The organism is Gordonia gummivorans (genome assembly GCF_022513585.1).
Taxonomy (GTDB): domain Bacteria; phylum Actinomycetota; class Actinomycetes; order Mycobacteriales; family Mycobacteriaceae; genus Gordonia.
Genome location: NZ_JAKWBF010000003.1, coordinates 83,296 through 98,074 on the forward strand (window position 1 = coordinate 83,296; position 14,779 = coordinate 98,074).

At 66.2% G+C, this 14,779-nt stretch carries 13 protein-coding genes and 1 pseudogene; 2 read left to right on the plus strand and 12 right to left on the minus strand.

All coding sequences use genetic code 11. The features are described 5' to 3' along the window. Window positions 1-20: 20 nt before the first annotated feature. The 3 genes from topA to MKW15_RS03410 all read right to left on the minus strand — a co-directional run bounded on the left by topA (window position 21) and on the right by MKW15_RS03410 (window position 4,200). Window positions 21-3,044 carry a type I DNA topoisomerase gene (gene topA, locus MKW15_RS03400; protein WP_240856170.1) on the minus strand — a complete coding sequence of 1,008 codons (3,024 nt, stop codon included), beginning with the start codon at window positions 3,042-3,044 and terminating at the stop codon, window positions 21-23. A 282-nt stretch (window positions 3,045-3,326) separates the two neighbouring features. Beyond that, complete coding sequence (locus MKW15_RS03405) at window positions 3,327-3,905, minus strand: hypothetical protein (protein ID WP_240856313.1); 579 nt, start codon at window positions 3,903-3,905, stop codon at window positions 3,327-3,329. Window positions 3,906-3,996: 91 nt separating this feature from the next. Beyond that, window positions 3,997-4,200 (minus strand): cold-shock protein, encoded by a 204-nt coding sequence (locus tag MKW15_RS03410; RefSeq protein WP_004022110.1) that lies wholly within the window; start codon window positions 4,198-4,200, stop codon window positions 3,997-3,999. A gap of 340 nt (window positions 4,201-4,540) precedes the next feature. Between MKW15_RS03410 and MKW15_RS03415 the strand changes: the two genes are divergently transcribed. Both MKW15_RS03415 and MKW15_RS03420 read left to right on the plus strand, forming a co-directional pair. Continuing rightward, on the plus strand, window positions 4,541-6,868 hold the full coding sequence (locus MKW15_RS03415) for a DEAD/DEAH box helicase (protein ID WP_240856171.1): 2,328 nt from the start codon (window positions 4,541-4,543) through the stop codon (window positions 6,866-6,868). Continuing rightward, entirely contained in the window at window positions 6,861-7,415 is a 555-nt protein-coding gene (locus tag MKW15_RS03420; RefSeq protein ID WP_240856172.1) for a hypothetical protein, read from the plus strand. The genes MKW15_RS03415 and MKW15_RS03420 overlap by 8 nt, the downstream gene beginning before the upstream one ends. A gap of 393 nt (window positions 7,416-7,808) precedes the next feature. Here MKW15_RS03420 and MKW15_RS03425 read toward each other — a convergent pair whose 3' ends face one another. The 9 genes and pseudogenes from MKW15_RS03425 to ssd all read right to left on the minus strand — a co-directional run bounded on the left by MKW15_RS03425 (window position 7,809) and on the right by ssd (window position 14,443). Further along, complete coding sequence (locus MKW15_RS03425) at window positions 7,809-8,360, minus strand: PIN domain-containing protein (protein ID WP_276614555.1); 552 nt, start codon at window positions 8,358-8,360, stop codon at window positions 7,809-7,811. A gap of 11 nt (window positions 8,361-8,371) precedes the next feature. Then, entirely contained in the window at window positions 8,372-8,890 is a 519-nt protein-coding gene (locus MKW15_RS03430; RefSeq protein ID WP_240856174.1) for a helix-turn-helix domain-containing protein, read from the minus strand. A gap of 444 nt (window positions 8,891-9,334) precedes the next feature. Further along, a complete protein-coding gene (locus MKW15_RS03435; protein WP_240856175.1) occupies window positions 9,335-9,694 on the minus strand; it encodes an Rv3654c family TadE-like protein in 360 nt (119 codons plus the stop codon). A gap of 86 nt (window positions 9,695-9,780) precedes the next feature. Next, a pseudogene (locus MKW15_RS03440) lies at window positions 9,781-10,110 on the minus strand (TadE family type IV pilus minor pilin); the annotation flags it as partial. A 65-nt stretch (window positions 10,111-10,175) separates the two neighbouring features. Continuing rightward, window positions 10,176-10,397 carry a DUF4244 domain-containing protein gene (locus MKW15_RS03445; protein WP_240856176.1) on the minus strand — a complete coding sequence of 74 codons (222 nt, stop codon included), beginning with the start codon at window positions 10,395-10,397 and terminating at the stop codon, window positions 10,176-10,178. Window positions 10,398-10,777: 380 nt separating this feature from the next. Beyond that, entirely contained in the window at window positions 10,778-11,398 is a 621-nt protein-coding gene (locus MKW15_RS03450) for a type II secretion system F family protein (RefSeq protein WP_240856177.1), read from the minus strand. Further along, window positions 11,395-12,219, minus strand: coding sequence for a type II secretion system F family protein (locus MKW15_RS03455; RefSeq protein ID WP_240856178.1), 825 nt, complete (start codon window positions 12,217-12,219; stop codon window positions 11,395-11,397). Before MKW15_RS03455 ends, MKW15_RS03450 begins: the two co-directional genes overlap by 4 nt. Continuing rightward, window positions 12,216-13,385, minus strand: coding sequence for a TadA family conjugal transfer-associated ATPase (locus tag MKW15_RS03460; protein ID WP_240856179.1), 1,170 nt, complete (start codon window positions 13,383-13,385; stop codon window positions 12,216-12,218). The genes MKW15_RS03455 and MKW15_RS03460 overlap by 4 nt, the downstream gene beginning before the upstream one ends. Beyond that, complete coding sequence (gene ssd, locus MKW15_RS03465) at window positions 13,382-14,443, minus strand: septum site-determining protein Ssd (protein ID WP_240856180.1); 1,062 nt, start codon at window positions 14,441-14,443, stop codon at window positions 13,382-13,384. The genes MKW15_RS03460 and ssd overlap by 4 nt, the downstream gene beginning before the upstream one ends. Window positions 14,444-14,779 lie beyond the last annotated feature (336 nt).

Genomic DNA, 14,779 nt, shown 5'->3' on the forward strand with positions numbered 1-14,779 from the left:
CGTCAGAGCGCGGTGGAGGGTCAGCTCTCGTCGGTCTTCTTCGCCGGTGCCTTCTTGGCTGCCGTCTTCTCCGCAGCCGTCTTCTTCGCAGCCGTCTTCTTTGCGGTGGCCTTCTTGGCTGCCGTCTTCTTCGCAGCAGCCTTCTTCGCGGGCGCCTTCTTGGTGGTCTTCTTGGCCGCCTTCTTCGCCGGGCCGCGGGCTCGACGGTCGGCGAGCAGTTCCATGGCGCGTTCGGGCGTGATCGACGCGACGTCGTCGCCCTTGCGCAGGCTGGCGTTGGTCTCGCCGTCGGTGACGTACGGCCCGAACCGGCCGTCCTTGATGACCATCGGCTTGTCGGAGACCTCGTCGTTCTTCTCGAGGTCACGCAGCGGTGGGGCCGCGGCCTGGCGTCCGCGCCGCTTGGGCTCGGAGTAGATCTTCAGCGCCTCGTCGAGGGTGATCTCGAAGAGCTGTTCCTCGCTGGTCAGCGACCGCGAGTCGGTGCCCTTCTTGAGGTAGGGACCGTAGCGACCGTTCTGCGCGGTGATCTCGTCGCCGGATCCCGGGTCGACGCCGACCACACGCGGCAACGACAGCAACCGCAGCGCGTCCTCGAGGGTCACCGACGCGATGTCCATCGTCTTGAACAACGACCCCGTGCGTGGTTTGGGACCGGCCTTCTTGGCGGCCTTCTTAGCGGTCTTCTTGGCCACGGTCTTGGTGGCCGTGCCGCCGCCGCTCGGGGTGTCGAGCGGAACGACCTCGGCGTCGGAACCCGAACCACCGCCGTTGGGCGTCGGACCTGCGGGAACGGTGGCCGGTGAGCCGCCGTCGTCATCGTCGTCGGAGGGCAGGATCTCGGTGACGTACGGCCCAAAGCGGCCTTCCTTGGCGACGATCTCGTGCCCGGTCGCCGGGTCGACGCCCAGCGAACGTCCCTCCTGCGGCGTCGAGAAGAGTTTCTCGGCGACCGCGAGTGTCAGTTCGTCGGGGGTGATGTCGGCGGGCAGATTGGCGCGCTGCAAGTCTGGCTCGGCGTCCGGCGCCGCGACGTTTCGCTCCAGGTACGGCCCGAATCGGCCGACGCGGACGTAGACTGTGCGTCCCTGCTCGTCGTCGAAGAGCCGGATCGAGTTGACCTCGCGGGCGTCGATCTCCTCGAGGTTCACGCCGACCAGCTTCTTCAGGCCACCATGCTTGGCGACCTCCGAACCGGCTATTTCCGCGTCGTGCTCGGCGTTGGGAGCCGCGTCACCGAAGTAGAACTCGGTCAGCCAACGGGTGCGGTTCTCCCGACCGCTGGCGATCTCGTCGAGGTCGTCTTCCAGGGAGGCGGTGAAGTCGTAGTCGACGAGGCTCTGGAAGTACGCCTCCAGCAGCCCGACCACCGCGAACGCGATCCACGACGGCACCAGGGCATTGCCCTTTTTCACGACGTAGCCGCGGTCCTGGATGGTGCCGATGATCGACGCGTAGGTCGACGGCCGGCCGATGCCGAGCTCCTCGAGCACCTTGACCAGCGACGCCTCGGTGAACCGGGCGGGCGGGTTGGTGGAGTGACCGTCGGCCGAGAGCTCGGTGGCGGTGAGTGCCTGCCCTTCGCGCAGCTGCGGTAGCCGGTTCTCGGCGTCGTCGGCCTGACCGCCCGCCTGATCGTCGACCGTCTCCACATACGCAGATAGGAAGCCGGGGAAGGTGATGGTGCGACCCGACGCGGCGAAGGTGCAGCGCTCGCCGCTCGCCGCGGTGCCGGAGATGCGCAGACTCAGCGTGGTGCCCTTGGCGTCGGCCATCTGCGATGCGACCGTGCGCTGCCAGATCAGCTCGTAGAGCCGGAATTCGTCGGTCTCCAGCTGACCCGCGACCTGACCCGGTGTCCGGAAGCTCTCGCCGGCCGGACGGATCGCCTCGTGCGCCTCCTGCGCGTTCTTCACCTTGCGGGTGTACTGACGCGGAGTCGGGTGAACGTAGTTGTCGCCGTACAGTTCCCGAGCCTGCGCGCGGGCGGCGTTGATGGCCGACTCGCTCAGCGTCGTCGAGTCGGTACGCATGTAGGTGATGAAGCCGTTCTCGTACAGACGCTGCGCGATGCGCATGGTCCGGTCGGAGCTGAACCGCAGCTTGCGGCCGGCCTCCTGCTGCAGCGTCGACGTCATGAACGGCGCATACGGACGACGGGTGTAGGGCTTCTCCTCCACCGACGTCACCGACATCGCCGCACCGCGCAGTCCCGCGGCAAGCGCCTCGGCACGGTCGGCGTCGAGCACGACGACGCCGTCGGAACGCTTCAGCTTGCCGGTCGACTCGAAGTCACGGCCGGCCGCGACGCGAGCGTCGTCGACCGAGACCAGTCGGGCGCCGAACGTGCGCGGCGACGCCTGCTCACCGGCGTCGAGGGTGGCGGCGATATCCCAGTAGTCGGCGGACACGAAGGCCATGCGTTCGCGTTCACGTTCGACGATGATCCGGGTGGCCACCGACTGCACGCGGCCTGCCGACAGCTTCGGCATGACCTTCTTCCACAGCACCGGGGACACCTCGTAGCCGTAGAGGCGGTCGAGGATGCGTCGGGTTTCCTGGGCGTCGACGAGGTCGATGTCGAGGTCGCGGGGATTCTCCGCGGCGGCGCGGATGGCGGGCTCGGTGATCTCGTGGAAGACCATCCGCTTCACCGGGATCTTGGGCTTGAGGGTCTCGAGGAGATGCCAGGCGATCGCCTCGCCCTCGCGGTCACCGTCGGTGGCGAGGTAGAGCTCGTCGACGTCCTTCATCAACGACTTCAGCTCGGTCACGGTGGATTTCTTGTCCGGCGACACCACGTAGAGCGGCTCGAAGTTGTCGTCGACGTTGACGCCGAGTCGGGCCCAGGACTGGCCCTTGTACTTGGCGGGCACGTCGGCCGCGCCGCGCGGTAGGTCGCGGATGTGCCCGCGGGACGACTCCACCACATAGTTGGACCCCAGGTAGCCGGCGATCTTGCGTGCCTTGGTCGGGGACTCGACGATCACGAGTCGTCGCAGTGCCCGCCCACTCGTGGGGGTTGCGGTGCTGGTATCGGCCACCGGCGGTCCTTCGTTGTCTGAGCTCGGTTACGAACTTCTGCGTGCCGCGGATCGAAACATCGAGCACGCCTGTTCGACTGGTTTGTACCTTATGTATAGCGCTATTTGCACATCCGAATTCCGCCGACCACCCTCCGATGTGACCAACGACGCTTCCCGGAGACACGGAAAGGGCTGGTCAGCCACCAGTTCGACGATCGGCCGACACGTTTGCGCAACTGGTGCTCACACAGCTGACGGGCAGTCGGCAGCGCTTGTCGGGCCGCGTCCGACGTAGGCCGGTCACACAGCCGACGGCCAGTCGGTGACTGCGTCGGCCGACGGTGGACCGCCGACGTACTCGACCAGTCGCGTCAGGCGCCGGCGCCCGGCGATGCGCAGGGCGGGCGCGTTGCCGCGTGTGCCGACCAGCGTCGGCGCGATTCCGACCCGCATCAGGGCGGTGGCCAGCACCCCGTGCGTCTCGGGGGCGTGCGGGTCGAGTCCGAGGAGGTAGCGCTCGCCGTCTTTGTGTCCGGCGGCCAGAACCCACAGGCGCAGGACTCGCGGGGTGGGCGTCCAGCCGATGGGCATCGCCTTGACCGCACCGGCCGACCACGCGCGATGAAGGGCATCGAGCTCATGACACGACGCCGTCCGCGCCAGCGGTGTCCCCTCTTCGGAGGACGTGACCTCCGCGGCGAGCCCGGCTGACCGCATCTCGTCGGCGATGGAGTCGGCCCGCCACTGATCGGGCACGACGATCGAGACCCGCGTACCGGAATCCGACCTCACCGATTGCCCGTGCGCAGCCAGCAATCCCGCGAGGTCGTCACACGCGGGCTGTTCGGTCTCCGCCGAGAAGAACGACAACTGGCCCACGTGATCGAGATTACTCATGGAGAGACAAACCCGCCCCCGGCTTGGCCGGGGGCGGGTTGAAGCTGCGTCGTGCGCAGTGCGCGAGCTCGTCTCAGACGGCGCGAACACCGGTGGCCTGCGGGCCCTTGGTGCCCTGGCCGACCTCGAACTCGACTCGCTGGTTCTCTTCGAGAGTGCGGAAACCGGATCCCTGGATCTCGGAGTAGTGGACGAACACGTCGTCGGACCCCTCATCAGGTGCGATGAAGCCGAAGCCCTTTTCCGCGTTGAACCACTTCACAGTTCCCTGTGCCATTACTGCAATCCTTTACATGAACGTGTCGCGACACGATGGTCACCGTGCCGTGGCCGGTCTGACCGCCATACCTCAAAGAGCCCCGCGAAGGTCAATGCTGACCCGCCAAACTAACCTCAGTACCACGGCTGCAACTCGATCTCGCTGTTCACCACCGTCGGTGATAGGCGAAAGCTTGCGGCCGCACCTAGTCAATCATGTTCGGTCCCGCCGCGATAGTCGCACCAACCAATGAGAGCAAAAACCTGGCAGATTTCAGCCAAACGACATCACCAAGTAACATCTGCGCCCGCTCAGTGGAAGTCGGACGTGCTGCCACCGGAGAAGATTCACGTCACCAATGCATAAGTCGACCTACGGCACCGAGCTCCTCCGACGGTCGCTCGCCGGCTCCGATCACGATCCGTCACCCGTCACCCATGTCGAGGTGATTCCCTCCGCCGCACCGTCTTTCGCGCCCTGGCCGGAGTGGCTCCCACCTGCACTGATCGAGGCATTCGGCGACGACGGAGTCGAGCAACCGTGGCTCCACCAGGCTGCTGCGGCGCACGCTGCCCGGCGTGGTGAGCACGTGGTGATCTGCACCGGCACAGCATCTGGCAAATCGCTCGCTTACCAAATGCCAATTCTCACCGAACTACTTGAACATAGGAATTCCACAGCGCTATATCTCTCCCCGACAAAGGCATTGGGCGCCGATCAGATCAGATCAGTCACTCGACTCATTGCCGGGCGTGAAGAATATTCCCATTTGCAACCATGTGCTTATGACGGCGACACCGACCCGGAGATTCGCCAGTGGGCCCGCGCACACTCGCGGTGGATCTTCACCAATCCGGACATGCTGCACATCGGCATCCTGTCGGGACACCCGCGGTGGCGCCAGTTCTTTCGGCATTTGAAGTTCGTCGTGGTCGACGAATGCCACCACTACCGTGGGGTGTTCGGCGCGCACACGTCGCTCGTCCTACGACGCCTCTTGCGCATCGCGCGCGCCGCGGGCGGTAACCCGGTGGTGATCGGCGCCAGCGCAACGGTCGCCGATCCGGCAGAGTCGTTGGGCCGCTTGATCGGTGAGCCGGCGGTCGCCGTCACCGAGGACTCATCACCGCGGGGCGAACGGACCGTCGCGCTGTGGGAGCCCGACTTCTTACCCGCGGTGACCGGTGAGAACGGCGCACCGGTACGACGGTCGGCTGGTGCCGAATCGGCGCGCCTGCTGGCGGATTTCGTGGTCGAGGGCGCGCGGACCCTGTGTTTCGCACGGAGCCGACGAGGGGTGGAACTCACCGCGCTGAGCGCTCAACGGCTTCTGCAGGAGAGCGCCCCGAATCTCGTCGAGCGAGTGGCCGCCTACCGAGCCGGGTACCTCGCCGACGATCGCCGACGCCTCGAGCGCGCCATCAACGACGGTTCGCTCGTCGGCGTCGCGACCACCAACGCGCTCGAATTGGGTGTCGACATCAGCGGATTGGACGCCGTGATCGTCAGCGGCTACCCCGGAACCGTTGCGTCGTTCTGGCAGCAGGCCGGTCGCGCAGGCCGCCAACGCGAGTCGGGCGACTCGCTTGTGGTGCTGGTGGCCCGCGACGATCCGCTCGACACCTACCTCGTCCATCACCCCGAAGCCCTGCTCGGCACGCCGGTCGAGGCGACGGTCTTCGATCCGACCAACCCGTACGTGCTCGGCCCGCACCTGCTGTGCGCTGCGGCCGAGGCGCCGTTGTCGGACAAGGAGATCGACAAGTGGGACGCCCGTCCAGTGGCCGAACAGTTGCAGGCCGACGGGTTACTGCGCCGACGGAAGGCCGGCTGGTATGTGGCGCCGGGCGTGGAACCGCACGCCGACATCGACATTCGCGGCGGCATCGGCGGGCAGGTCCTGATCGTCGATGCGACGACGTCGCAGTTGCTCGGGACAGTCGACTCCGGGCGCGCCCCCGCGTCGGTGCATCCCGGCGCAGTGCACATTCATCAGGGACGGACGTACCTGATCGACGAACTCGACCTCGACGACGGGCTCGCGCTCGCGCATCCGGAGGATCCCGACTGGACCACCTCGGCCCGCGACATCACCGATGTGACCATCACCAGCGTGGTGCGCAGCGACATCGTCGGTCCGCTCACCGTCGCGCTGGTCGAGGTGGACGTGACGCATCAGGTGGTCGGGTATCTGCGGACGCTGCTGACCGGCGAGGTGCTCGACGCCGTCGAACTCGACATGCCTGCACAGACGCTGCACACCCGGGCGGTGATGTACACGCTCACTCCCGAGGCCCTGGGCGCGGCCGGGATCGACGCCACCCGCATGCCGGGTGCCCTGCACGCCGCCGAGCACGCCGCGATCGGTCTACTGCCGTTGGTGGCCACCTGCGATCGCTGGGACATCGGCGGCCTGTCGACCGATCTCCATCCCGACACCGGGCTGCCGACCGTGTTCGTCTACGACGGCTACATGGGTGGCGCCGGCTTCGCCGACCGGGGGTACGAGGCGTTCGGCACGTGGATCGAGGCGACGCGCGCGGCGGTGGCCAGCTGTGCCTGCGAGGCCGGTTGCCCGTCGTGCGTGCAGAGCCCCAAATGCGGCAACGGCAACGAACCACTGGACAAATCCGGCGCTCTACTCGTCTTGGAGCTGCTCGGTCGGCAATACTTGACACATGCCTGACGATGCGTCCCATCACGGGATCGACGCTCCCCGCCTGATCACCCGTCAGACACAAGTGTTCTTCCTGCTCGCCCGCCCGACCCAGAACACCGACAATCTCCCCTCCTCCATCGGCGAACACGACGTGTTCTTCTCCGAAGCACAAGCTCTCGACGCGCTCGACGTGCATTACGCCTGGTGTGCAGCGCGCTCGGGTGGTTTCACACCCGTGGTGACCTCCGCGCAGTGGTACCTGCAGACCGCACTGGTAGGTCCGCGGATCGCGCCCGCCCTCGGCGAGGTGTATCTGGCCGCGACCGACAACCACTCGGGTGAGACGTGGGCCGCCGCCGGCGGCTTCCTCACCGAGGGCGAGCTCATCCACTGGTCGGCATTCGTCCGGGCCGTCCGGCCGTGGATTCCCACGCCCGGGAGCGCGGAGGTCTTCGAACTCGCCTACCGCGGCGACACCTCCGTGCACTTTCACCAATTGTGGTTTGCACCTATGAAATCCGTGCGCGTGTACCCGAAACCGATCGTCGTCGACAGCCCGACGGACGAGGACTGAACCGACACACCGTAACTCACCGCGCCGGCCAGCGCATGTGCAGAATGCACGGACCGACCGAATCGAGTTTCTGATTCTGCACGACAGCATCCACGCAATACGCGTTTGTGTTCGGGCGGCTCATTGATGCATTCGGTGCGCCAGTTGCCAACTCGCTCAGCGCACTCGTTGAAAGAGTTTATGCCGCAGGCGATGCCGCGAAAGTGGCCGGCACAACATCATAATGCGCGACCCCAACCAAATAGCCTTTACCCGCGCAAAGCAGGCCCGGAGAAGTTCCAGATACAAATCTGCTGGACCCTACCACACTATCTTCCTTCACTATGCTTCCGGAGAGATTGAGGCCAATTAGCCACCAATTGGAGAAATCGAAGATGGCTCGTCCTGGCGGAGCTATCGTTCTAGTTTCGCAACCGTGAGCGGCATCTTGTTCTTTCGGAGCGCGTTCATTACGTCCTCGACGGTCTTATCTTGGTCGTCGGCCATTGCGGTCACGATACTGTGCATAACCGGGCCAGCTCTGGGCAAATCGATCAAATCTGCTACGAAATCGTCTGGGTCCTTCTGGACAATCCCGTGGCGGCTGAGGAATTCATCAGGGAATCCCCGCCCGTCACGAGACACGATCACCTGTGCACCAGCCTTTATAGCCGCAGCTGCCACATGTCGATCCTTCGCATCCGGGAGTTCGAAGGCCTCGATCAGATCCTCGTACCCCTCGACCAGACAGTCAGGCACAACACCAGTGATGTACGAAATCAACTTGTTGATCTGCTCCCCCTCGGCCATATCGGGGTACTTGTCGACCAGACGAGCCCGCAATTCGTCATGGATATGGTTAGTCCACTGCGCGCGTACCAAACCAGCGGCGGCCACACGTGTGAGGATGTCCCGCATTGTCCGCGGAAATAGCACGCACGAGTCATACACGACTACAAATGGCATAAGGGCAGAGCCTAGTCGTCGTCGCCCCAATCGGCGGTAAGACGAGCCATCGCACGCGACGCCTCCCGCGAAGCTGCCGTTTGCTTCTGCCGGTACTCGTCAAGGCTGCTTGCCTTGATGCGCCGATGTCGGCCGACCTTGGTCGCCTCAAGGTCTCCTTGGTCGATCAGTTTCACGACGTAGGGGCGCGAGACGTTCAACATGTCGGCCGCTTCCTGAGTGGTGAAGATCGTGTCTGGGGTGACTATCGACACCGGCTGGTCCGCTGCCACCCTTGCTAAGACTTCCTGCAGAAGGCTCAGCACTACAGGAGGTAGGGTCAGCGACTCCGCACCCACATAGACGTCTACCGGTTTAGTTAGGTCTGCGTCTCGTAAGCGCCGCAGAGCCTCGGTCGACTGATTGCGAACCTCTTCGGGGAACTGTTCCACTTCGTCTTTTTGCATCTTTGTTCCCTTGCTCATATAAGCAATATACGAAACAAACGAAACAGGCGCAATGGCAAAACCGCCTTTGACCTGCACATACATGTCCGACGGTAGCCACAAGGCGGCGTCACACAGGAAAGGGTTACCCAACCCTAGGACACCCTGCGTTGGCCGTCCTGCGGGCCGAATGGAGCCCGCTAAGGGGCTGCGCAGCGCCAGTCCCGCAGTCCGGCAAACCCCAGTCAAGCTCAAGTCGGAGTGACTTATGTCACTCCCTTGCTTTCCGTAGCCCGGGTGGACACTTGCATGGCGGGAAGGCGGAAGGGCGCCAACCTATCGACGAGTGTCAGCAGATCTACGACACGTCGGTGGCTTCTGCCTGCGTTGAGCGAGGGGACACTGCTATCGAGTGGTCGGCGATCCAGTCCGCCTGCAGGAGGTCGCGCGTGAACCCAACGTGACTAAGATTTCGTTTGGCCAATGATCTCACGCGTGTACCCGAAGCCGATCGTCGTCGACAGCGACGCCGGTGAGGACTGACCGGCGTCACACCGGCCCCGCCCGCGCCTGCGCGGTCGCGTCCCGAATCCCGAGACCGCCGAGTTCGACGGGTATCCGGGCCCGCACCACCACATCGTCACCGTCGAGTCGGCACTCGGCCAGCACGGCCGGCGGGTGTTGCGCCGACGCCAGATCCCGGGCCGCCGCACAGGGTTCTCCGTCGGCTCCGGCATGTGCGATCGCTGCGGCCAGCGCCGCGAGGTCGGCCGCCGATTGGGCACGGTGTCGTGCGACCACCGCGGCCCCGAGATAGAGCACAATGACGATGATCGACGTCAGTGCCGCTATGGCGAAGGCCGCCAGGATGGTCGCGTTGCCCCGATCATCGGCCAGGATGCGATTCACGGGTCCACCCCCACGCCGGCCTGTATCGGCCCGCTCACTTCGTTCCCGGCGCCGGCCTGCATCGGCCCGCTCACTTCGTTCCCGGCGCCGGGAGCGAAGTCGACCTGATCCTCGCCACGCGGCTCTTTGACGGCTATCGCGGTCGCCGACACGGACAGCCCCGGCAGGAACAGCACCTGCGACCGGACGAGGGCCGAAATACGTTCGGCGTCTTCGGAAATCGTCACGTCGACATCTCCGCCGATCTGCTCACCAGCCTCCCGTGCCGAATCGTCGCCGGCCGCTGCGAGTCGCGCGACCTCCCGAGCCGCATCCGTGCACCGGATCTGGGCAACCATGCCGGCCACTGCACCGACGACGATCAGCGCGGTCACGACGATCGCCGCGATCGCGTACGCGGCCTCCACGGTCACCATCCCCGACTCGTCGGCAAGACTCGCGCGCAGACGATTTCGCATCCGGGCGCATCTGCGGCGTCGGATCATCCGACCGAGGTGCTCAACGCCTTGCCGATGATCCCGGTCAGCGCACTGACGATATTGTCACCGGTGACGACGGTGTAGAGAATCGCGCCGAAGGCCGCGGCAGCAATAGTGCCGATGGCGTACTCGGCCGTTGACATTCCGTCCTCGTCGGTGATGATCTGCAAGGCGTGCGTGTTGATCCGATCGATCGCGGCACGGCAGGTGTTGAGCGGTGACATTGTTTCCTCCCAGGCGGTTTCGGGCTCGGTGAGCCCTCTACATACTTGGACGCAGCGGCGGCGAGTTTGGATCCATCGGAGTACCACGAATGACCTACGCGGCATTCTCCTGTTCCCTGGTGGTCAGGCAGACGATCAACGCCGCAGATCTGGGCGGATTCCCGCACGCCGACCAGCCTGGTCCTCACAGAAAGTAGGGGAAGGAGTTTCTTCCCCGACCCTTGGAGTCCTCCCCCCAAATTTTCGCGGGGATGACTTGGAACTTAGGGGACGAAGTTCTTCCCCTAGATTTTAGGGGGCACGGCGCAAGCGGACTTGCCCAGGTCATCGAACTCTTCGAGCCAGGCAGCGGTGGGTCACCTCAGAGAGATTGATCGAATTCACATGCCGCCCAACACCGTTGATGCCAGGCCGATCACAACCGGCACGATGCCCAGGCAGATGAAGGCGGGCAGGAAGCACAGGCCCAGTGGTCCGCTGATCGCAACACCGGCACGCTCGGCCGCGGCGGTGGCAGCGTCGTGTGCCTGTCGTCGGGTGTCGTCGGCCAACTCGACGAGACCCGCGGCCAACGACGAACCGGCGCGGGAACTGCGGCGGGCCATCGATGCCAAAGCGTCCAGATGTTGCTGCGCGGCACCGTGTTTCCCGGAATCGTGAAGAACGTTCAGCACCGACCACGCCGAGTCGGGGTCGGCGCCGAGGTCGAGCAGATCGGCGACCTCGCTCAATGGCCCCGCCAGCGAGGTCGGCGCCGAACCTGCCACGGTTCGGGCGGCGCCGCCGATCGGCAGGCCCGCCCGCAAACACACCGCGAACAGGTCGAACGCTGCGGCCACCGCGAACGGATCGTCCGACGCCGATCGCACACCGAGCCAGCGTGCTTCACGTCCGCGTGGTGGCGGCATCTCGACCACGCGGTACAGCGACCACCCCGGCCCCGGCCAGATGACCACGGCGAGCGCAGCCACCGCCAACCCCAGCGCAAGAGGCGGATTCACGGCGTCAGCACCCGAGCGGTGAGTCGCTCTGCCCAGACGAGCCCCGCCGCGACCAGCCCCGTCCCGACCACCAGCAGAATCCCGCCGAGCCCGCCACCGCTGAGGACCTGCAGTGGCCGGGCGCCCGTGGCCTGCCCGAGCGCGATGCCCAACACCGGCAGACCGGCAAGGACGACGGCGGTGGCGCGCGGTCCTGCGAGACCTGCGCGGGTGCGATCGATGAAAGCCCTGCGCGCCAGCAGATCCGATCGCAGCGCCCCCAGCAGATCGGCCATCGGCAGGCCGTGCCGCTCGGAGGTCTGCCATGCGACCCCGACGCGTTGCCACGACACCGGCCCCCACGCCGCGTCCCCCGCAGGTAGCGGGTCGACCACCGCACCGCCGAGTTCGGCGCGGCAGGCCATCGCCTCGAGGCCATCGGCAACCTCCGACCGGCCAACGCCTATCCGGAGTTCGGACACCGCGACCAAGCATGCCCGTGTCGGCGGCGTCCCGACCGACATCTCGGCGGTGATCGTCGACAATGCGCGCACCATGTCGTCGATCCGTGCCTCGACCGCACGCTCAGCTGCACGGCGACGACGCCGCCACCAGATCACCGACACCACGATCGTGGCGGCGACACCCGCAGCCACCCCTCCGATCATCAGGGCAGCCAACGGAATCGCAGCAATCAGTACGGCCCGAACATCGACCGACCGCGCACGCGGCGCTGCGTCCACGTGGACAGAGAGTCGATGTTCGACGCGACTCGCCGGCCACCACAGCACTGCCAACGCTGCGGCCACGAAGGCCGGACACCACCACACCGCCTCGGTCATCGAGCCGCCAGCAGTTCATCGAGATGGACTCTCCCACTGGTGAACCCGGATGTCCGCAACCACACCGGCAGAATCCGCACCAGGCCGTCGTCGTCGCGGGTGACGACGCCGACCTCGGCAAGCCCACGCCGGCCATCGCCGCCCCGTGCCACGCCCAGCACAACCTGGAGCGCGGCCGCCAACTGGCTGTGCAGAGCCGCACGATTCATCCCACCCAATGCGGCGAGCGCCTCCATCCGCGCCGGCAGTTCGGCGGTCGAGTTCGCGTGCACAGTACCAGCACTGCCGTCGTGTCCGGTGTTCAACGCCGTCAGCAGATCGATCACCTCGGCGCCGCGTACCTCACCGACCACGATCCGGTCGGGCCGCATCCGCAGCGCCTGCCGTACCAATGCCCGTACCGGGACGTCGCCCACCCCTTCGACATTCGGAGCACGAGCAACCAGGCGCACCACTTGCGGATGCTGTGGCGCGAGTTCGAGCGCATCCTCCACACACAGCACACGCTCGGCCGGGTTCATCGCCCCGATCAGGGCGTTGAGCAGTGTGGTCTTGCCCGACCCGGTACCGCCGACGATGAGGAAGGCCAGCCGCGCCCGCAGCAGGTCCGTCACCAGTGGAACCACCTCGGGCGGGATCGCGCCCGACGCGACGAGAGAGTCGAGATCCTTGGTGGCCGAACGCAACACCCGCAGCGAGATGCAGGTGCCGTCGGCCGACAGCGGCGGGATGATCGCGTGCAAACGCACGGTGTAACCGCGTCGGCCGACGTTCGACAGCTGGCCGTCGACCCAGGGCTGAGCATCGTCGAGCCTACGTCCGGCCCCGAGTGCGAGGCGGCCGGCCAGACGCCGCACCGACGCCTCGTCGGCGAAGGTGATGGGTGCGCGTTGCAGACCGTGACCGCGGTCGACCCACACGTGCCGGGGTCCGGCCACCAAGATGTCGGCGATGTCGGGCTCGGCCAGCAGTTGTTCCAGCTTGCCCGCGCCGGTCAGCTCCGTCTGCAGAAACCGCAGTGCAGCAAGAAGATCGGTGTCGCCCAGGACGCCACCGGACTCCGCACGGATGGCCGCTGCGATCACCTCGGCGGTGGGTTCGGCGGCGTCGGTGGCCAATCGGGACCGTACTCGGTCGAGCAGTTCCTCGTCCGTCCGCGCACTCACGCCGCGATCCTTTCGCCGGGCGAAACGCGACCATAGATGGCCTGCGCCGCCCGCCCGAGGGGGCTGCGCGGACTGATATGAGGACGTCCGGACTCCAGGTGTGCGGGCAAGCGCGGATCGGGACGGTAGGACGCCAACAGCGGCAGACCCACCGCGTCGGCAACCTGGCCGGCACGCAGTCCGCCGGGCGACGGCCCGCGCACGCACAGCGCTACCTGCACGTCGCCGGTGAGCAAGCGCTTCGCGGTGCGTCGGGCGGCGGCACACCCCACCACCGTCGGCGTTGTCACCAGCACCACCAGGTCTGTCGACTCGATCGCCGCGACAACCGCGGGATGGGACTCGCGGGGTAGGTCGAGCACCACCAGATCGCCGTTACCTCGGCCGGCATCGATGACTGCGCTGACCGCGTCCGCACGAAGGGCCGTGCAGTCATCACCCCGCGACGCCAGCACCGACAGGCGATCCTCCGCCTTGGGCAGTGCGTGGTGAAGCGCGGGCGCGGAGACCGCCCCACCTTCCAGCGACAGATCCTGCCACCGCAGGCCGGGACGATCCTCGATCCCCAGCAGAAGATCGGCGCCGGGACCGCCTTCGTCGAGATCGAGCAGAAGCGTGTGAGATCCGGCCCGGGCCGCCGTCAGCGCCACCGCGAGCGACAGCACCGACGCACCGGCACCGCCATGTGCCGGTAGCAAAGCCACTGCGCCCACGGGGTTTCGGCGAGGCGCCCGAATCACACTGAGGGCACGGACGAGCCGCCCGTCATCGGCGGGCAGGGACACAGCGTCGTCGGCACCGAGATCGAGGGCCAGACGCCAGCTGCGGGCCGGCGGTTCACCGTTGGCGACCAGGATGACACCGGCGCGACGCGGTTGGCCGGCGGTCGCCAGCACGTCGAGGGCATCGGGATCGACGAGCACCGCGCGGGAGGTCAGCCACGGCCTGCGACAGTCGCGAGGATCGGCCGTCACCATGCGGTAGCCCGCCGCGGCCGCACAGCGCGCGACATCGTCGTGCAGATCGGGAGACAGGAGGGCGAGCAGTTCGTCGGGCATGGCGTCGATGATGGATGTCGCGACGGCCGACGGACCGAGCGCACACAGGGAGCCAGTGCGATCTGTGGACAGAGCCGCGCCTGTGGAAAATCGATCGGGACTCGGGGCCACAGACGGTCATACTGACTGCGACGTCCGGGGAACCTACCCCAGAAAGAGGACAACCCCGGCCAGGGGGGGAGGAGGCCGGGGTCGTCGCGTTTCAGCCCCGGGGGGTCGGGCTGAAAGGCACCGGTTAATAACCGGGTAAGACCGACTATACACACGCCGTTCGAATCATTGCAACTACAACAAAGGAACTTTGCCAGGTCACGTTTTCATATCGGACCTGCGGTT

Bases quoted from the DNA above. Each gene is read 5' to 3' on its own strand.
- MKW15_RS03410 (WP_004022110.1), bottom strand. From the start codon at position 4,200: ATGGCACAGGGAACTGTGAAGTGGTTCAACGCGGAAAAGGGCTTCGGC.
- MKW15_RS03415 (WP_240856171.1), top strand. From the start codon at position 4,541: ATGCATAAGTCGACCTACGGCACCGAGCTCCTCCGACGGTCGCTCGCC.
- MKW15_RS03420 (WP_240856172.1), top strand. From the start codon at position 6,861: ATGCCTGACGATGCGTCCCATCACGGGATCGACGCTCCCCGCCTGATC.
- MKW15_RS03425 (WP_276614555.1), bottom strand. From the start codon at position 8,360: ATGCCATTTGTAGTCGTGTATGACTCGTGCGTGCTATTTCCGCGGACA.
- MKW15_RS03430 (WP_240856174.1), bottom strand. From the start codon at position 8,890: ATGTATGTGCAGGTCAAAGGCGGTTTTGCCATTGCGCCTGTTTCGTTT.
- MKW15_RS03445 (WP_240856176.1), bottom strand. From the start codon at position 10,397: ATGTCACCGCTCAACACCTGCCGTGCCGCGATCGATCGGATCAACACG.
- MKW15_RS03455 (WP_240856178.1), bottom strand. From the start codon at position 12,219: ATGACCGAGGCGGTGTGGTGGTGTCCGGCCTTCGTGGCCGCAGCGTTG.
- ssd (WP_240856180.1), bottom strand. From the start codon at position 14,443: ATGCCCGACGAACTGCTCGCCCTCCTGTCTCCCGATCTGCACGACGAT.